17 protein-coding genes are annotated in these 16,505 nt (G+C 64.9%); 6 read left to right on the forward strand and 11 right to left on the reverse strand.

The window, feature by feature from the left end; translation table 11 throughout:
- Positions 1 to 261 precede the first annotated feature (261 nt).
- From ACMZ6R_RS17615 to ACMZ6R_RS17630, 4 genes are read right to left on the reverse strand one after another with little or no spacing between them, the layout of a single operon-like run.
- Positions 262 to 384, reverse strand: a complete 123-nt coding sequence (locus ACMZ6R_RS17615) for a hypothetical protein (RefSeq protein ID WP_416113894.1) — start codon at positions 382 to 384, stop codon at positions 262 to 264.
- A gap of 31 nt (positions 385 to 415) precedes the next feature.
- Entirely contained in the window at positions 416 to 685 is a 270-nt protein-coding gene (locus tag ACMZ6R_RS17620; RefSeq protein WP_416113896.1) for a hypothetical protein, read from the reverse strand.
- Positions 675 to 938, reverse strand: a complete 264-nt coding sequence (locus ACMZ6R_RS17625) for a hypothetical protein (RefSeq protein ID WP_416113898.1) — start codon at positions 936 to 938, stop codon at positions 675 to 677. The genes ACMZ6R_RS17620 and ACMZ6R_RS17625 overlap by 11 nt, the downstream gene beginning before the upstream one ends.
- Positions 935 to 1,183 (reverse strand): hypothetical protein, encoded by a 249-nt coding sequence (locus ACMZ6R_RS17630; protein ID WP_416113900.1) that lies wholly within the window; start codon positions 1,181 to 1,183, stop codon positions 935 to 937. Before ACMZ6R_RS17630 ends, ACMZ6R_RS17625 begins: the two co-directional genes overlap by 4 nt.
- Positions 1,184 to 1,353: 170 nt before the next feature.
- On the opposite strand from ACMZ6R_RS17630, the gene ACMZ6R_RS17635 reads away from it, so the two are divergent.
- The gene (locus ACMZ6R_RS17635) at positions 1,354 to 1,740 is read left to right on the forward strand and encodes a hypothetical protein (protein ID WP_416113902.1); all 387 of its coding nucleotides are present in this window, start codon (positions 1,354 to 1,356) and stop codon (positions 1,738 to 1,740) included.
- Positions 1,741 to 1,944: 204 nt separating this feature from the next.
- Positions 1,945 to 3,966: a response regulator gene (locus tag ACMZ6R_RS17640; protein ID WP_416113904.1), complete on the forward strand. Its 2,022-nt coding sequence runs from the start codon at positions 1,945 to 1,947 to the stop codon at positions 3,964 to 3,966.
- A gap of 200 nt (positions 3,967 to 4,166) precedes the next feature.
- On the opposite strand, the gene ACMZ6R_RS17645 is transcribed toward ACMZ6R_RS17640, so the two are convergent.
- Entirely contained in the window at positions 4,167 to 4,421 is a 255-nt protein-coding gene (locus ACMZ6R_RS17645) for a Mor transcription activator family protein (RefSeq protein ID WP_416113906.1), read from the reverse strand.
- A gap of 153 nt (positions 4,422 to 4,574) precedes the next feature.
- Here ACMZ6R_RS17645 and ACMZ6R_RS17650 point away from each other — a divergent pair, with 153 nt between their 5' ends.
- Positions 4,575 to 5,399, forward strand: coding sequence for a LexA family transcriptional regulator (locus ACMZ6R_RS17650; protein WP_416113908.1), 825 nt, complete (start codon positions 4,575 to 4,577; stop codon positions 5,397 to 5,399).
- A 120-nt stretch (positions 5,400 to 5,519) separates the two neighbouring features.
- Here ACMZ6R_RS17650 and ACMZ6R_RS17655 read toward each other — a convergent pair whose 3' ends face one another.
- Positions 5,520 to 7,574, reverse strand: a complete 2,055-nt coding sequence (locus ACMZ6R_RS17655; RefSeq protein WP_416113910.1) for a methyl-accepting chemotaxis protein — start codon at positions 7,572 to 7,574, stop codon at positions 5,520 to 5,522.
- Positions 7,575 to 8,123: 549 nt separating this feature from the next.
- Here ACMZ6R_RS17655 and ACMZ6R_RS17660 point away from each other — a divergent pair.
- Both ACMZ6R_RS17660 and ACMZ6R_RS17665 read left to right on the forward strand, forming a co-directional pair.
- Positions 8,124 to 9,806: a hydantoinase/oxoprolinase family protein gene (locus tag ACMZ6R_RS17660; RefSeq protein WP_416113926.1), complete on the forward strand. Its 1,683-nt coding sequence runs from the start codon at positions 8,124 to 8,126 to the stop codon at positions 9,804 to 9,806.
- On the forward strand, positions 9,800 to 11,113 hold the full coding sequence (locus tag ACMZ6R_RS17665; RefSeq protein WP_416113912.1) for a histone deacetylase: 1,314 nt from the start codon (positions 9,800 to 9,802) through the stop codon (positions 11,111 to 11,113). The genes ACMZ6R_RS17660 and ACMZ6R_RS17665 overlap by 7 nt, the downstream gene beginning before the upstream one ends.
- A 97-nt stretch (positions 11,114 to 11,210) precedes the next feature.
- On the opposite strand, the gene ACMZ6R_RS17670 is transcribed toward ACMZ6R_RS17665, so the two are convergent.
- The 5 genes from ACMZ6R_RS17670 to ACMZ6R_RS17690 all read right to left on the reverse strand — a co-directional run bounded on the left by ACMZ6R_RS17670 (position 11,211) and on the right by ACMZ6R_RS17690 (position 15,548).
- Positions 11,211 to 11,804, reverse strand: a complete 594-nt coding sequence (locus ACMZ6R_RS17670) for a hypothetical protein (protein WP_416113914.1) — start codon at positions 11,802 to 11,804, stop codon at positions 11,211 to 11,213.
- Positions 11,805 to 11,862: 58 nt separating this feature from the next.
- The gene (locus ACMZ6R_RS17675) at positions 11,863 to 12,165 is read right to left on the reverse strand and encodes a hypothetical protein (protein WP_416113916.1); all 303 of its coding nucleotides are present in this window, start codon (positions 12,163 to 12,165) and stop codon (positions 11,863 to 11,865) included.
- 20 nt (positions 12,166 to 12,185) lie between these two features.
- Positions 12,186 to 13,559 carry an HlyD family type I secretion periplasmic adaptor subunit gene (locus ACMZ6R_RS17680; RefSeq protein WP_416113918.1) on the reverse strand — a complete coding sequence of 458 codons (1,374 nt, stop codon included), beginning with the start codon at positions 13,557 to 13,559 and terminating at the stop codon, positions 12,186 to 12,188.
- Positions 13,560 to 13,831: 272 nt separating this feature from the next.
- The gene (gene hemL / locus ACMZ6R_RS17685; protein ID WP_416113920.1) at positions 13,832 to 15,097 is read right to left on the reverse strand and encodes a glutamate-1-semialdehyde 2,1-aminomutase; all 1,266 of its coding nucleotides are present in this window, start codon (positions 15,095 to 15,097) and stop codon (positions 13,832 to 13,834) included.
- A gap of 19 nt (positions 15,098 to 15,116) precedes the next feature.
- Positions 15,117 to 15,548 (reverse strand): VOC family protein, encoded by a 432-nt coding sequence (locus ACMZ6R_RS17690; RefSeq protein WP_416113922.1) that lies wholly within the window; start codon positions 15,546 to 15,548, stop codon positions 15,117 to 15,119.
- Positions 15,549 to 16,094: 546 nt separating this feature from the next.
- Here ACMZ6R_RS17690 and ACMZ6R_RS17695 point away from each other — a divergent pair.
- A complete protein-coding gene (locus ACMZ6R_RS17695; protein ID WP_416113924.1) occupies positions 16,095 to 16,451 on the forward strand; it encodes a 3D domain-containing protein in 357 nt (118 codons plus the stop codon).
- The last annotated feature ends 54 nt before the right edge of the window (positions 16,452 to 16,505 follow it).

Below are 16,505 nucleotides of genomic sequence, written 5' to 3' on the forward strand. Positions count from 1 at the left end.
CTCCATATATGGGCGGTTTCCAGCTTTCGTTCGCCTCTGGCTGCCCGCCCCATGCGTGGGCGGATTCCAGCTTTCGGTCACCCCTGGTTCCCCGCATTTTGTGTGGTTTTGCCTGGCAACAGGGTGGTATTGAAGGGAAATGGATACTCTTCGCCTACCACACCAAAAAAATAGAAGTTTTGGGGAGGGGAGAGCGCGAGAGGGGAACCCTTTTTCCAAAAAGGGTTCCCCTCTCGCATGCATTCCCGCCCTCCTCCTCCCCTAATGCAGGCGCTCGGACGGGCCGGTCCAGCGCCACAGGGCCAGGATATCGGCCAGGGTGAGGTGGGGATTGAGGGCGAGCAGGCCGTCGAGGCTGACGGCGCGGATGGGGGCGCTTGGCATGGGAAATTCCTCCATGGCGGGTTGAAGAGCGTCAGGCCGCGAGATCGCGTTCTTCCAGGATGGTCAGGCGGGTGGCGTGGTTGTCGAGCCGGTCGACGGCCCGGTCCATTTCGGCCCGGGAGGGATGGCCGGTGGCCATTTCCAGGCGGCAGTCGGCTTGGCTTTTTTCCAGCTGGCGCAGCCTCTCGTCGAGGCTGTCGAGGCTGCGGGCCACGTCGGCGATCCAGCGGCGGGTGAAAAAAAGGGCCAGCCCGGTCAGAAAGGAGATCCAGGCCGGCAGGAAAACGGTTTCAAGAGCCATGGCCGTCGCTTGCCTCCTTGGCGTTGCCGGCGGTCGCGCCGTCGGCGGTTGCGGACCGGCTGAAAAGCGGCAGTGCCCGTTCGGCCAGATCGATGCCGGCCTGGGAACCGATGGCGGCCAGGGCGATATCGGTGATGGATTGGATCTCGTCCGGCGTGAGGCCAAGCCCCCATTTGCGGTTGGCGGCCACGGCCGCGATGGCGAAAACCGCCGCCAGAAGCTTTCGCGAGGCCAGGCGCTGCATGGAACTCATGACAACCGCCTCGGCGGCAGGGGCCGCGACAGGGGCTCGCCGCAATACGGGCAGGCCGGCGGTCCGTCGAAAGCCGTACGATAGGCGGAGCCGGCAAACACCGTGCCGCAGTCCGGGCAGGCGCGGTAGACCCTGTCGCTGACGAAGCACAGCGTTCCGTCCTCGGCAACGCTGGCGTAGTGTGAAAGGGTTGCGCCGCCGATGGAGGCGGGAAATACCGGCAAGGACGTATTCGTCGTGTGCATGGCGCACCTCCCATGGCTCCAAAGGGACCACGGAAGGCGGTCAGCGACCAGACAGTCTCTGTCAGAAATAAAGGGAACGTTATGCGAGAGTCTTCTCGGTGCGGGAACAGGCCTTTACAAGCACGGAGGGGTCGGGCACAAAAAATGAAACCGTCTCCGAGGAGCCCGACATGTCCCCCCGGTCGCTTTTTCCCCGCTGCCCTGCCCTGGTGTTGTCCCTGGCGACCGTTTTGATGGCCGTGGCCCTTTTTTCAGGGTGCGGCGGGCGGATGGCGGCACCTGGCGACGGCGGGGGCGCGCCGGCCATGTCGGTCAAGGAATTCTACGAGTTCTGCTCGAGCTTGCCCACACCGGGTGCCTGCCTGTCCGACCCCATTTGCGGGCGTTACCGCACGGAACTCTCCTCGCCGCCGCCGGACCTCCCCGGGTGCCTGTCCCTGTGCCGACAGACCCAAAGCGCGCTGTACGTGGCCAATCTCACCAACGGCTGCGGCCCCACCCTCGATCGCGCCGCCGATCTGTGCGACCAGTTCTGTCGCCGCCGGGCCTCCCGGTAGTACCCATCTTCCCCACCACTGCCGCTGCGTCCGTCGCGTTTCCTTTCGGCCTGTCGCGGCAAACACGGCCTGGGTGCTGGGGCTTCGCGCCGCCGGCGAGGAATCCTTTTTTGTGCAAGATGTGGTTGCGAGCAGGCTCCCCACCGGGTATGGTGACTGGTATCGGTAAAAAAATCCCTTGCCAGTTTCTCTGCGAGGAATGCCATGGTCGGGCCACGACAGGGCGATACGGATGCCGCGCGTGCTTCGTCGGCGCAATCTTCCCCGCCTCGGGCGTTTTCCACGGCGCTTTGCGTCTTCCAGAATTTCGTCCAAGGCGAGACGGTCCTTGCCTATCGCACGGATGCGGCGGATCGCCTGATATGGGTCTCGCCGGAGGCTGTCCGGCAGCTTGGCTACGACAGGGAGGAAGCCCTGCTCGGTCGCTATGCCGACGAGGCGCTCTACCATGATCCCGGGCAACGCCAGGCGTTGCTTGCCGCTCTGGCTTCGGGCTGTGTGCCCATGTGCCAGGAGGAATTTTTGCGCCGGGCCGACGGCTCTTCCCTGACCGTGCGCACCCGGGCGATGCCGCGAAACGACCCTCCGGACCGTCCCGGGGGCATGGAGGCGCACTGTCTGGTCCTCACCGGGGAGCTCGAGGCCAGTATCCATCTGGCCAAGGCGCTTCGGGAGATGGAAATCGTCTTCGACAATGCCCTGGTGGGCATGATCCTGTCCCGAAACCATTGCATCGAGAAGATAAATGCCCGCGGGGCCGAGGTGTTCGGCTATTCGACCACGGCGCTTGTCGGCACGGAAGGCACCGTGTTGTTCGCCTCGCCCGAATCGTACCAGGACTTCCTCCAGGCCTCGGTCCAGGACCTGCTGGAATCCGGCATGCACAGCGGCGAATACGCCATGCGCCGGGCTGACGGCTCGACGATTCTGGTGCGCACCCACGGCAAGAGCCTGTCTCCCGAGGACCGGGAGAAGGGGGTCGTCTGGGCCTTTGACGACGTGTCCGAACAAAAGCGCCTTGAAGCGGAACTGCGTGCGTCCAAGCAGGCGGCCGAGTCGGCAAGCGTTGCCAAGACCCAGTTTCTGGCCAACATAAGCCACGAACTGCGCACGCCCTTAAACGGCATCATGGGCATGACCCAGCTCTTGCTCGACGGCGATGCGGGCGACGAAACCAGGGAGTACCTGGGCATCATCCGCCAGTCCGCCTCCATCCTCATGCACATCGTCGGCGACCTGCTCGACCTGTCCAACGTCGAAGCCGGCCGGCTTATGCTCGTTATGCGCGAGTTCGACCTGCAAGCGGAGCTGCTGCCCCTGTTGCGCAATTTCGCCAGCCAAAGCATGCTGCGTCCCTTTACCTTCGCCTATCATTTCGATTCGCTGCTGCCCGCCCGGCTCATCGGCGATCCGAACCGCATCAAGCAGATCTGCATCAATTTGATCGGCAACGCCTTCAAGTACACCAAGAAAGGCTCCGTGACCGTGCGTATCGGGTTGTGGGAAAGCCCGGCCGGCGAACCGGCGAACGAGGTCGCGCGGGCGCGCATCCGGCTGCATATCGCCGTGGCCGATACGGGCGTGGGCATCGAACCGGCGCGACAGGCCACTATTTTCGAGCCGTTCGGCATCGGCGAGGACTATCTGACCAAGAAATACAGCGGCGCGGGACTGGGACTGACCGTCGCCCGCCGGCTGGCCGGCATGATGGGCGGCGACATCACCCTGGAATCCGAGCCCGGCCGGGGCAGCACCTTTTACCTGACCCTGGAATGCGGCCTGCCCGAATCCAGCCAGGAGCGTGATGCGGGGAAAAACGCCCTGCCGCCGAAGATCCCGGCCAGCGCCGGCTTGCGCATCCTCCTGGCCGAGGATGAGCCGGTCAATCGCATTTTCACCGTGCGCGCCCTCACGAAACTCGGCCACCAGGTGGAAACCGCGGCCGACGGCAAGGAAGCCCTGGCCCTGCTTGGCCGGGCGCCCTTCGACCTCGTGCTCATGGATATCCAGATGCCGCGCTTAAACGGCCTCGAGGCCACGCGCATGATCCGTTCCGGCCAGGTGCCGGGGCTGCCCGCGTCCATTCCGGTGGTTGCCCTGACCGCCTACGCCATGGATTCGGATCGGGAGCGCGGCCTGGAGGCCGGCATGGACGAATACGTCACCAAGCCCTTCGAACCCCGGGAGTTGGTGGCGGCCATGGAGCGGGCCTTGCGGAAGGAATAAAGGGAATGAGGAAGTGATATGCGAGAGGGGGACCCTTTTTGGGAAAAAAGGGTCCCCCTCTCGCGCTCTCCCCTCCCCAAAACTTTCAATGGTTACAGATGCAGTAACGATACCTCGTTGTAACCGTTAAGAGTCTTTGGAAGGGGGGCCCGGGGGGATAACCTTTCTGCAAGAAAGGTTTCCCCCCGGTCTGCATCCTCTCAATGAACGCGCGCCACAATGCGGCGCAGATGCCGGTCGGACAGGCCGAACTGGTCGCGCAGGGCGAAAAGGTCGACCCCGGCCTGGTACATGCGCCGGATTTCGTGGTCACGTCGCTTCTTGCGCGAACTCGTACCGTTGGGGATATCCAGCCGACAGCCGCCCCACTCGGCGATAAGGGCGTCAAGCGCGGCTCGGGCCGCGGTCTGGCCAAGGCTTTCCGCAAGCTTTGCTTCCATTTCGAATTCGCGCATCAAACCGTCTCCGTGACAATGTGGCGTGGACAAGCAGGTGCTGCTAAGGATTACTGGTATTCCTAGTTGGAATATTTGTCAAGAATAATATTCCAAAAAAAGGAATGGACATTCCCCCCTGAGCTGGGGCAAAAAAAGAAGATGATGCGCATTATGCCCCCTGCCGCCGTGCCTGAAGCCGGTTCGCCACGTTCCGGGGAGGAGCAGTGCTTCTGGAAGGCCCTGGTCGATCTGGCGGCCATGGAGAACGCCAACCAGGCGGAGCTGGCGGCGTTTGTCGGCGTCAGCCAGGGCTACGTCAGCAAGATCTTGTCCGGCAAGCAGATGCCCAAGCCTGGGCTACGCCGCCGGTTCGCCGCCTTTTTCGAGCTGTCCTACGAGGAAATGCTGGCCCTTGGCCGGGATCGGTTGGAAAATCAGGCCTATCTGCCCGAGGGGGAAGGCGCGCGCCGCTACCATGTCCGCGAGCCCCTGTACGGCGGCGAGACGCCGGGGCGCCCGGCGGCGTCCGGTGCGGACAATGCCGCGCTCAAGTCCAGGCTGCGCGACATCCGGGCCAGGGAAATGCACCAGCTCCATTATACCGAGGTGCCCCTGCGCGAGGCCACGGGTTCCATGGGCGGCGGCTCCACCGAGACGGGCGACCGGACGCTCACCTACCTGAGTTTTCGCACGGAATGGATCCGCTCCAAGGGCAACCCGGAGTACATGACCGTCATCCGGGCTTTCGGCGACAGCATGGATCCCACCATCGCCGACGGCAGTGTGGTGCTTATCGACGAAGGCCGCCGGCAGTTCGTGAAAAACAAGATCTATTACCTGCGCTACAACGGGCAGATGTATATCAAGCGGCTGGTGGAGCGCGACGGCCAGCTGGCCATCGCTTCGGACAATGACCTGAACATGCTCCTGGTGTCCGATGCCGACGATTTCGAGATCATTGGCCGCTGCATCTGGACGGCCAAGGATCTCGATTGAACGGCTGTGTGCTTTGAAAGGAATATTGGGGGCCGATATATTCCACAGGGGAATATTCGTGACGACTTCGTCGCGACAGGCCGTATGGGTGCCGGCCTGCCGCGATTTTGGGCCCGCGCCTTAGCAGTCCGAGCCGGCGCAATTGTCCCGGAACGCGGCGACCATCTCCTCCAGGGCGTCGACCTGTTTGCCCATGTTGTCCACCACGCTTGAGGATTCCCGCATGCCCCGGGCGATGTCCGCGGACAGGCGGCTGACGTCCTCCTCGGCCCGGCTGATCTGCTCGCTGGCCGCGGATTGCTCCTCGGCCGCCGTGGCGATGCCCTGCACCTGGCCCGAGGTCTCGTCGACCAGTTCGACGATGGAGCGCAAGGCCGCCTCGGACGCCCTGGCCAGTTCCGTGGCGTGGGCCACGGCCTCGGTGGCCTCGTCGACCTTGTTCATGCTGTCCCGCGCCCCGGTCTGAATGGCGCCGATGGACGCCCCCACCTCCTTGGTGGCGACCATGGTCTTCTCGGCCAACTTTCGCACCTCATCGGCCACGACCGCGAAGCCCCGGCCGGCGTCGCCGGCCCGGGCGGCCTCGATGGCGGCATTAAGGGCCAGCAGGTTGGTCTGGTCGGCGATGTCGGAGATGACGTTCATGATGGCGCCGATGGCCTGCGCCTTTTCCCCCAGCGCGTCCATGCCGGCCTTGACCTCGCGGGAGACGGTGTCGACGCGGCTTATGGCGGCCAGGGACTTTTCCACCACGGCGCGCCCGTCCAGGGCCTGGCTACGGGCTTCGCCGGCCTTGGCCGCGGCCGCGCCCGCGTTCTTGGCCACTTCGAGCACTGTGGCGTTCATCTGCTCCATGGCCGTGGCGGTTTCCGCCGTGCGCCGCTCCTGCTCCTGCACCGAGGACACGACGGTTGAAACCTCCTCGGCCAGCTGGGACGAACCCTCGGTCAGGGCCTGCATCACGTCCTGCAGCCGGTCGGCGGCCATGAGCAGCCCCTGGGTCTTGGCTTCTTCGGCCGCGGCCTGGGCTTTTTGGGCTTCTTCCAGGGCGTCGGCCGCACGGCCTGCCTGGGCCTCGGCCTCCTCTCCCTTGGCCTTGGCCTCGCCAAGACTGGCCATGATGCTTTCATTCATGGAAACAAGCGCATCGCCCAGGGTTTGCAGCTCGTCCCGACTGTGGATGTCCAGGCGATGGTCGTGCTGGCCCCGGGCCACGGCGGCGGCGAAATCCACGCACCGGCGCAGGCCGTTGAGCACGAATACCCGCATCAGGACGAGGATGGCGGCCAGGATGGCCAGGGTGACGCCCAGGGCGATGAGGATGTTTTGCCGCATGGCCGTGTCGGTGATGGCCCGAAATTCGCGCAGCGGCGTTTCGACCGCGAACAGCCAGCCGGTCCTGGGCTCTTTGGTGATGGCCACCAGATGGTCTCCGGCCGTGTCGCGATAGGCGAGCACGGCCGTCCTGGTCGTGGCCAGGATGCGCTTGCCCGCATCGGTGGTGGCGAAGTCGGACTTCATGAGCAGGGACTTGTCCGGGTGGGCCAGGACCATGCCCTGGCTGTCGAGGATGAAGGCGTAGCCGGTCCGGCCGATCTTGGTCGCGGCAAGGTCGTTGGTCAGGGACTCGAGGTCCATGCCGGTATTGAGCACGCCCACGAGCTTGCCCGAGGCGTCGCGGATGGGCTGGGCCAGGACCACGGCCGCCTTGCCGGTGGTGCGGCTGACGATGGCCTTGGACACGACGTCGGTCTTGTCCTCTTTGGTCACCATCTGGAAGTAGTCCCGGTCCGGCACCTTGATCTTGCCCACGCTCTTCTCGTTGGACGAGGCGACCGAGGTGCCTTGCGGGTCGAAAATGTTGGCGTAATCGGCCCCGGTCATGCCGGCGACCATGGTGTCGAGCATGGCGTTGGCCGCCTGGGCATCGTTGCCCTTGGCGGCGGCAATGAAAAGCGGGGTTTTGGCGAAACTGGCCAGGACCTTGAGGTTGGACGCCACAGTGCCGGTGATGTCCTTGGCCATGGACTGGCACAAAAGCGTCATGGACTGGCCCTCGACGTATTCCAGGGCGGAGTTTGTCGTATGGTCGTTTACCGCGACCAGAACCACCATGCCGATAACGACGATAGCCAAAATCGGAGCGAAGAATTTGATGCGAAGCGACAGGCGCATGCCGTTCCCTCCTGACGAGGTTGTGGAAATGGCCGTGGGAACGCAACGGCAGGGATAACATCATGCCATAGAACCCGTTTTGTGTCCACGGGCCGGCACATGGGAAGCATATTATCGAAAGGGGCGGCTCATTTTCCAAGTGTGTACCACTGTAAACTGGCACAAGCTGCTTTCCGGCAACAGGCGGTGACGCAAGAGAAACGCTGCGTGGCGAAGCTGCCGTAACGTCAGGTGGTTGTTCGTGGCATTGTGCAGTGATCAAAAAATGAGTATATTTATAACGATAAAACATCCGGCAGAGAGAGCGGGGGGCATCGCTGCACTTCCTGCGGCTTCACAATCCCAGGCGCCCATGAAACGGTTCGTCTTGCAGTGCAGGCGAAAAGGCAGGAAGAGCACTTCGAAACGGAGCCTGCATGGGCACGACAGGCATCATCGTCGGTGTGATCCGAAGCCCGCTTTCGGAAAAGGTGCGCGGCCAGCCTCTTTTCCGCCGTGCCCGCCGTCGCCCATCTCGACGCCGGCCGGCCTTGATGCTACGTGCTTGCCATGCTTTGCGGCATCGACGTCGGCGGTACCCATACGGACGCGGTCCTGATCGGGCCGGAAGGCATCGTGGCCTGCGCCAAATTGCGCACCAACCACGACGACCTGCTTGCCTCCGTGCGTGAGGCCCTTTCCAGCATTGTGTCCGTGGCCGGGCCCAAGGCCATCACCCGGCTCAATTTGTCCACCACCCTTTCCACCAACGCCATTATCGAGGGCACGGCCGATCCGGTGGGCATGCTGGTCTCCGGCGGCCCGGGCATCGACCCCGAGGCCTACCGCCTGGGCGACCACTATTTCGTCCTGCCCGGGGCCATCGACCACCGGGGCCGGGAAACCGCCCCCCTCGACATGGCCGCCGTCGACGCCGCCGTGGCCGCCTGCCGCGCCGCCGGGCTGACCGTCCACGCCGCCGTGACCAAGTTTTCCACCCGCCACCCCGAACAGGAACTGGCCCTGCGCGACCGGCTTGCCGGCGCGTCCGATTTCGTGTCCCTGGGCCATTCCTTTTCCGGCCGGCTGGGCTTTGGCCGGCGCATCGCCACCGCCTATTGCAACAGCGCCGTGTGGCGCATCTACAACCGTTTTTGCGACGCCGTGGAACAATCCGTCACCGAGCTCGGCCTCGCCCCGGACATCATCAACGTGCTCAAGGCCGACGGCGGCACCATGCCGCTTGCCGTCTCGCGCGGCCTGCCCGTCCAGTCGATCCTGTCCGGCCCGGCCGCCTCGGTCATGGGGATCATCGCCGTGTGCGACATCGCCGAGGATTCCGTCATCCTCGACATCGGCGGCACCACCACCGACATCGCGGTGTTCGCCGCCGGCGCGCCCCTGGTCGAAAACGAGGGCATCGCCATCGCCGGCCGGCCGACCCTGGTCCGGGCGCTTCGCACCCGGTCCATCGGCGTGGGCGGCGACTCGGCCATCACCGTCGACCGCGAGGCCGTGCGCGTCGGCCCAAGGCGACTGGGCCCGCCCATGGCTCTGGGCGGTCCGGTTCCGACCCTGGTCGATGCGCTCAATATCCAAAACGTCATCGCCCTGGGCGATCCCCGCGCCTCCTTCCGGGGCCTGGCCGCCGCCGGCGAAGCCGTCGGCATGGAGCCCGACGAGGTGGCCGATGCCGCGATCATAAGCGCCGTCAACCACATCCGTTCCGAAGTGGCGGCCTTTGTGCGCGAAATAAACGACCGCCCGGTCTACACCATCTTCGAACTGCTCGAAGGCCGGCGCGTGGCCCCAAGCCGCGTCTACGTCATGGGCGGGCCGGCCCTGGCCCTGTCCGGCCTGCTCCAGGACGCGTTTTCCGAGAAGGTGGTGGTGCCCGAGAGCTTTGCCGTGGCCAACGCCATCGGCGCGGCCCTGGCCCGGCCGACCTTTTCCGTGGAGCTTTTCGCCGATACCGCCGCCGGACGCCTGACCATCCCCTCGCTCGGGCTTTCCCGCAGCGTGGCCGACAACTACAGCCCGGCCGCGGCCGAGGGCGAGGCCGCCATGCGGCTGCGCGAATATCTGGCCAAACTGGGCGCGGACCTTGCCGAAACGCCGGTGGAGACGGTCGAGTTGTCCTCCTTCCCCATGGTCGAAGGGCAAACCCAGGTCGGGCACAACATCCGGGTGGCCTGCCAGGTGCGGCCGGGCGTGCTGGCCGCGTACAAAAAGGCGGTGTCCCAGTCATGCTGAAGGCCAAAAACACGCTCGGCATCGTCTTTTTCCCGGCCTTCGACTGGGCTATCTCCCCCACCCATCCCGAACGCCAGGAACGCCTGCTCTACACCCAGGACCAGCTGCGCGAGGAAGGCGTTTTCGACATCCCCGGCATCACCGAACTCAAGCCCGACCTGGCCACGGCCGCCGATGTCGCCCGCACCCATTTTTGCTTCCCCGATGTCGCCTCCGTGACCACCCACTCGCACATGATCTCCGCCGGCGGAGCCATGCGCGCCGCCCGCACCGTGCTCGACAAGGAGGCCAAAAAAGCCTTCGCTCTGGTGCGCCCCCCCGGCCACCACGCCATGAAGGTGGTCCATGGCGCGCGCGGCTTTTGCAACATCAACATCGAAGCCGTCATGGTCGAATGGCTGCGTGAACATTACGGCCCCCTGCGCGTGGCCATTGTGGATACCGACTGCCACCACGGCGACGGCACCCAGGACGTCTACTGGAACGACCCGGATACCCTTTTCATCTCCCTGCACCAGGACGGCCGCACCCTCTACCCCGGCACCGGCTACCCCTATGAAATGGGCGGCCCCGGGGCGCTCGGCAAAACCGTCAACATCCCGCTTCCCCCCGGCACCTCGGACGAAGGCTTCCTCTTTGCCGTGCGCGAAGTGGTCCTGCCTCTTCTGGCCGATTTCAAGCCCGACCTGGTCATCAACTCCGCCGGCCAGGACAACCATTTCTCCGACCCCATCACCGACATGGCCTTTTCCGCCCAGGGCTACGCCAGGCTGACCGAACTCCTCGACGCGGACATCGCCGTGCTCGAAGGCGGCTACGCCATCCAGGGCGCGCTGCCCTACGTCAACCTGGGGCTCGTGCTGTCCATGGCCGGCCTCGACTACTCCCACGTGCGCGAACCGAACTTCGATCCCGAAGCCATCCGCCAGCCGGCCAAGGTTACGGCCTACATCGAGGAAGTCTGCCGCGACATCCTCGCCCTGACCCGCAACCCCAAGCCACCCAAGGGCGAAACCGCCCATGGCTGGTTTTCGCGCCGCAAGACGCTGTATTACGATACCGACGCCATAACGGAATACCAAACTGAATCCGTGCGGCTGTGCGACCACTGCCGGGGCGTAGTCAAATACGAGACGGAATCCACCCGCAATCCGCTGTGCCTGGGCGTCGAAGCGCCCATCGGCGCCTGCGAGAAATGCGTGGAAGAAGCCTACCGCATCTACGAAGCCGGACAAATCAAAGGCGAATACCGCCACCTGCAACTCATCGACCGCGTGGGTAAGCACTACGCCAGCTATACGGGGTAGCCGGGCGGAAGAAGCGGGGGCTCTGCCCCCGTGCCCCCGCCGGGAGGCCACGGGCCCCCCGTCCTGTGTGCTTTGGCTGGGCGGAGCCCCTGCTGCCTTACGGCCGCCAGCCGGACAGAACGCCGGTTTCGTTGCGGGCAAGCCAGTCGCGCATGCTTTCCGGGTCGCGGACACCGCCTGTGACGACGGCCCGGTAGAGGTCGATGGAGAGGAAGTCGACGTCCGGGGTCGCGGCGCGCCAGGCTTTGAGTTCGAGGATGGTCCGGCGCAGTTGCGGGGTCATGGCCTGGCGCAGCGGGCCGACGAGGTGTTCGCCGCGTGGCAGGGGGTAGTCTTCGGGGGCGCTCCACATGTCGATTTTCCAGGTGGTGTCGTCGGCGTCCTGGAAGCGGATCTGCCAATAGAGGGCCTTGTCCGGGCCGTGCATGTGGTTTTGGAACAGGGTCTCGCGCACGCCGGGGTGCTTGGCGGCCGTGGCCAGGACGGCGAAGCCGTCTTGCGGGCGCAAGGTTTCGCAGTAGACCTCGAGATCGATGTCCGGGTCGAGGGCCAGATCGTGGGCCACCGCGCCGACCAGGACGGGCCGGCCGAAGCGGCTCCAGGAGCCCATGAGGCCGAGCGCGTCGACGATTTCCAGGGCACGGCCGCGCCTGGCGCGGCTGCGTTTCAAAACATCCGTTGTCGCGGACATGGGTGCACCTCCTCGTGCGGTTTTGGGGAGGCGGTGGTAGGCGGTCCGGGACGGATTGTCAAAAATTCGGGCTGGGGCATTCGGGGTCGTTTCCCGTGGCCGGAGTTTGGGACTTTTCCCCGACGCCAGCCGGGCGCTTCGTGACCAGCCCGGCGGCCTTGAGCTTTTCCATCACGCCGGCGAGCAGGGCAAAGGATTCGACAAAGCCTTCGGTGGTCATGACCAGGCGTTGTTTGTTCTCCTTGGCGGGTTTTCCCTTTCCATCCGGGTTTTCGGCGGAGAAGGCGAAGAAGTCGATACGCACGGCACCCTTGCCGAAACCGACGCCGGAAATACCGTCCACGAACAGTTCGTCGCTCATGTTGCATTCGCTCCGTGGGGTTAGGGTTCGCGCAGGCTCTCGTCGAACGAGCGGATCAGCGGATACAGCAGGTAGGTGATGACGCGGCGTCGGCCGACCTTGATCTCGGCGGTGACGGTCATGCCGGGGAAGAGGTGGAAATCCGGGGGCACGTTGGTGAGCGCCGCCTGGGTGATGGCGGCGCGCACGCGGTAGACGAGGCGTTGGCCTTCCTGGGTCTGCTTTTCGAAGGCGTCGGGGCTTATGGTGCGCACCACGCCCGTGGCGGTGCCGTGGCGCTGGAAGGGGAAGGCCTCGAATTTGAGCCGCACCTGATCGCCGATGCGCACGCGGCCGATGTCTTGGGCGGCCACTTCGGCCTCGGCCACGAGGTCGTCGCCGCGCGGGACGATGGTGAGGAGCGTTTCGCCCTGCCCGGCCACGGCCCCGGCGGCCTTGGCGGCGACGTCCAGGACGAGACCGTCTTCGGGGGCGCGCAGGATGACCTGCTCACGCAGGTGTTCGGCCTTGCGTTTTTTCTGCCCGGCAGAGGCCAGGGAGCGGCTGGCTTCGGCCAGGTCCTTGGCCGCCTCGGCCTGCCAGTTGCTTTCGAAATCGCGGGCCTGGGCCTCGGCCCGGGCCAGGGATTCGCGCAACTCGGCGGCTTCGCTCGTAAGCTTGGTCAGCTGTCCCTCGGCGTCGATGCGGCTGCTTTGGGCCTTCATGTATTCGACCTTGGAGCTTGCGCCCTGCTTGTAGATGTCGCCGTACATCTTCTCCAGGTCGCGGGCCAGGGCGATTTGTTTCTTGTTTTTGGCGGATTCGGCGGCGTTGGTGGCCAGTTTGGCCGCAAGTTCCCGGACCTGCCGGACCAGGGATTCGGTCTTGGCGGCGTGTTCCTGGCGGCGGGCCAAAAGCAGGCCGCGTTCCAGGGCCAGATCGGCTTCGGTCAGGCCGGCCGGCGGCTTGCAGCTCCCGCCGGTCTCGCAGGTCAGCCGCCAGACCTTGGCGGCCAGGCTTTGCCAGTCCTTTTCGCGTTCCACCAGCCCGGCCTGGGCCAGGGTGGGGTCCAGGGCCACCAGCGGGTCGCCCTTGGCCACGGACTGTCCGGCCGAGACGTGGATCTGGCGGATGACGGCGGTTTCCAGGGCGGCCACGGTGACGTTGCGCCTGGAGGAGACGAGTTTTCCCGGCGCGGCCACGATGCGGTCCACCTTGGCCAGGCAGGCGAACAGCAAGGCGCAAAGGACGAAGGCAAGCAGCAGATAGAGGGTCAGGCGGTAGCGCGCCGGAGTGGGCGCGGCCATGATTTCCAGGGCATCGGGCTGAAAGGCGGCGAAACGGGCGGCCGGCGGCAGGGGAGGGCCGGGAATGGCCGGCGGCGCGGCCTGTTTACGCTTCCACGGCAGGATCACATGGTGTCCCTTTTCATTGCGGTTGCCGCTTATGCAGGGGGGAGCCTTCCGTTGATGTCCGGGGGAAGAAGGAGCGGACGCGGGCGGCGCATATTTGAAGAATACGCCTTCGCATCCGCTCCCCCTCCCCCCGGACCAGGCCACACGCCCCATATACGGGCTCTTTCCTTCGACTGCGTGGCGAAGATGAAGGTCATCCCCTTTGAAAAGTTTTTGAAAGGGGTCCAGGGGGAAACTTTTTGCAAAAAGTTTCCCCCTGGCCGCCGGAGGCATTAAAACTTCACGCGACGCGCGGCGTCGAGGGTGCGGGCGAAGTCGTCTTCGGTATGGGCGAACGAGGTGAAGACGCATTCGAAGGCCGAGGGGGCGAGAAATATCCCGGCCGCACGCATCTGCTGGTAATAGGTGGCGAAGAGCGTGGTGTCGCTTTTTTTGGCGTCTTCGAAGTTGGTGACCGGGCCTTCGCAGAAAAAGAGCGTGAAAAGCGATCCCGCCTGGTTGAGCCACACCGGCGCGCCCTTGTCCCGCAGGATGGCGGCCAGCTCTTCGGCAAAGGCCTTGGTGCGCCCGGCAAGGCCGGCGTAGTCGGCGTTCTTGAGTGTCCCGAGGGTCGCCAGGCCGGCGGCCATGGCCAGCGGATTTCCGGACAGCGTGCCGGCCTGATAGACCTCGCCGCAGGGGGCGATGCGCTCCATGATGTGGCGCTTGCCGCCGTAGGCCCCCACGGGCAGTCCGCCGCCGATGATTTTGCCCAGGCACGTGAGGTCCGGGTCGATGCCGAAGACGCTTTGCGCGCCGCCGTAGGCCATGCGGAAGCCGCTTATGACCTCGTCGAAAATAAGCAATGCGCCGTTTTGGGCGGTCACCTCGCGCAGCCCTTCCAGGAAGCCGAGGGCCGGGGGCACGAGGCCCATGTTGCCGGCCACGGGCTCGACGATGACGCAGGCGATGTCCTTGTTGGCCGCGAAAAGGCCCTTGACGGCGTTAAGGTCGTTGTAGGGCGCAAGCAGGGTATGGCGCACGGTGTCGGCCGGAACGCCCGGGGTGCCGGGAATGCAGAAGGTGGCCAGCCCCGAGCCGGCGGCGGCCAGGAAGGCGTCGGAATGGCCGTGGTAGCAGCCCTCGAACTTCACGATTTTGGACCGGCCGGTAACGCCCCGGGCGAGGCGCACGGCGCTCATGGTGGCCTCGGTGCCGGAGTTGACCATGCGCACCATCTCGATGCCGGGCACGGCCTCGACCACGGCCTGGGCCAGCCCGACCTCGTCCGGGCAGGGCGCGCCGTAGCTGGCCCCCTTGTCGGCGGCGGCGTGGATGGCGGCGGTCACGTCGGGATGGCAGTGGCCAAGGAGCATGGGGCCCCAGGACATGACGTAGTCGATCATTTCCCGGCCTTCGACGGTGGCCACTTTCGACCCCGCGGCCGAGGCGATGAAGAGCGGATCGCAGCCGACGCTGCGGCAGGCCCGAACGGGGCTGTTGACGCCGCCGGGAATGAGTTTCCGGGCTTTTTCGAACAGGGAAGCGGAATCGGTCATGCCATAGGCTCCAGATGGTTTAGTGGTCTTGCTCGGCGCCGTCGGAAAAGGTGAGGACGTAGCCGTTGACGTCTTGGAGGCTGCACTCGCGCGCGCCGTAAAAGGTGACGTGGGGGGCCTTCAGGAAAGGGGTTCGTTCGCTGATGCGCTCGTAGAGGGCATCGAGGTCGTCGCAGGTGAGCACGATCACCACCGACCCCCCGATTTTGGCCTCGCCCAGCCGGGGCAGCTCGGCGGTCAGGGAGCCCCGGGACTGGAAGATCAGACGGGCCTGGCCGCAACGGACCTCGGCCAGGGCGAGCCGGCCGGGCGCGGGCCACTGGTCGACGACCTGCCGGGTGTCCTCGGTGACGCCGCAGACGAAGTCGAAGCCCAGGGCCTCCCGGTAAAAGGCCACGGAGCGGGCGACATCCTCGACCATAAGCTTGGGCGCGGCGCGGGTGACAGGCATTGGTGCACTCCTTGACCCGCCGCTTGCCGTTGGCGCAGCCGGATCACGGCGCATGGTAGCCGCGCGGGACGCCAGGCGCAAGCCTGTCCGGTCAGACGGACTTTCAGTTTGCAATTCAGGGGAATACGGAGCGCGGCCACGGCCGCGCCGCATGGCCGCGCGAAAGAACTTTTTTTGTATGGTTTTCATAATCAGCTGAAATATAGAAATAAAAAAATAATGCCCTCCGCCGCAACCGGCCTGCTTCGGCTTGACAAGCGCTAGCTGCTCCACTAGGTAGCGACGCTTCATAACGGACCGAGAATCACTCCGTATCACCCTCGCGGCTCGCTTCATCTCCGAGAGTATTGCTCGCATCGTCGAAAACCCTTCGATCCATGGTCGCCGCGCCAGGGATCAACCCGCCAACAGCTTTGACCCTGCCTATTACTGCTATGTGTCATTGCTTGAGTACTGCATGGAGGTACGTGCAATATGAGAGTCGCTTCTATTGTTGCTATTACGTTGTTTATCGCTGTAGCAGCTCATGCCGCCCCGTATAAAAATATGTCCTCAAAAAGCCTTGTCCCCGGGAAAAAAATCCGGGCCACCATCACCGTCTACACGCCCTCCCCCCGGGAAAATAACGGCCCCGGCACCAAATCCGGCACGGCCATCGGCACCCGCATCCGGCCCGGCATCGTGGCCGTCTCCCGCGACCTGTTGCACGCGGGCTGGGACTATGGTGACAAGGTGCGCATCAAGGGACTTGGCATCTTCACCATCGAGGACACCATGCACCAGCGCTACCGGCGCACCATCGACGTGGCCGTACCCAATCTGGCCGCGGCCCAAAAAATAGGCAAACTTCGGAATATCGAAGTGACGCTGCTGGAAAGCGAGGCACGCGACGCGGATAGTTAGGATGGAAGAAGAGAAGAGGCCGGGGGGAAACTTTTCTGTAGAAAAGTTTCCCCC

It is taken from the genome of Solidesulfovibrio sp. C21, assembly GCF_047785625.1.
Lineage (GTDB): Bacteria > Desulfobacterota > Desulfovibrionia > Desulfovibrionales > Desulfovibrionaceae > Solidesulfovibrio.

Bases quoted from the DNA above. Each gene is read 5' to 3' on its own strand.
- ACMZ6R_RS17615 (WP_416113894.1), bottom strand. From the start codon at position 384: ATGCCAAGCGCCCCCATCCGCGCCGTCAGCCTCGACGGCCTGCTCGCC.
- ACMZ6R_RS17620 (WP_416113896.1), bottom strand. From the start codon at position 685: ATGGCTCTTGAAACCGTTTTCCTGCCGGCCTGGATCTCCTTTCTGACC.
- ACMZ6R_RS17625 (WP_416113898.1), bottom strand. From the start codon at position 938: ATGAGTTCCATGCAGCGCCTGGCCTCGCGAAAGCTTCTGGCGGCGGTT.
- ACMZ6R_RS17630 (WP_416113900.1), bottom strand. From the start codon at position 1,183: ATGCACACGACGAATACGTCCTTGCCGGTATTTCCCGCCTCCATCGGC.
- ACMZ6R_RS17635 (WP_416113902.1), top strand. From the start codon at position 1,354: ATGTCCCCCCGGTCGCTTTTTCCCCGCTGCCCTGCCCTGGTGTTGTCC.
- ACMZ6R_RS17640 (WP_416113904.1), top strand. From the start codon at position 1,945: ATGGTCGGGCCACGACAGGGCGATACGGATGCCGCGCGTGCTTCGTCG.
- ACMZ6R_RS17645 (WP_416113906.1), bottom strand. From the start codon at position 4,421: ATGCGCGAATTCGAAATGGAAGCAAAGCTTGCGGAAAGCCTTGGCCAG.
- ACMZ6R_RS17650 (WP_416113908.1), top strand. From the start codon at position 4,575: ATGCCCCCTGCCGCCGTGCCTGAAGCCGGTTCGCCACGTTCCGGGGAG.
- ACMZ6R_RS17655 (WP_416113910.1), bottom strand. From the start codon at position 7,574: ATGCGCCTGTCGCTTCGCATCAAATTCTTCGCTCCGATTTTGGCTATC.
- ACMZ6R_RS17660 (WP_416113926.1), top strand. From the start codon at position 8,124: ATGCTTTGCGGCATCGACGTCGGCGGTACCCATACGGACGCGGTCCTG.
- ACMZ6R_RS17665 (WP_416113912.1), top strand. From the start codon at position 9,800: ATGCTGAAGGCCAAAAACACGCTCGGCATCGTCTTTTTCCCGGCCTTC.
- ACMZ6R_RS17670 (WP_416113914.1), bottom strand. From the start codon at position 11,804: ATGTCCGCGACAACGGATGTTTTGAAACGCAGCCGCGCCAGGCGCGGC.
- ACMZ6R_RS17675 (WP_416113916.1), bottom strand. From the start codon at position 12,165: ATGAGCGACGAACTGTTCGTGGACGGTATTTCCGGCGTCGGTTTCGGC.
- hemL (WP_416113920.1), bottom strand. From the start codon at position 15,097: ATGACCGATTCCGCTTCCCTGTTCGAAAAAGCCCGGAAACTCATTCCC.
- ACMZ6R_RS17690 (WP_416113922.1), bottom strand. From the start codon at position 15,548: ATGCCTGTCACCCGCGCCGCGCCCAAGCTTATGGTCGAGGATGTCGCC.
- ACMZ6R_RS17695 (WP_416113924.1), top strand. From the start codon at position 16,095: ATGTCCTCAAAAAGCCTTGTCCCCGGGAAAAAAATCCGGGCCACCATC.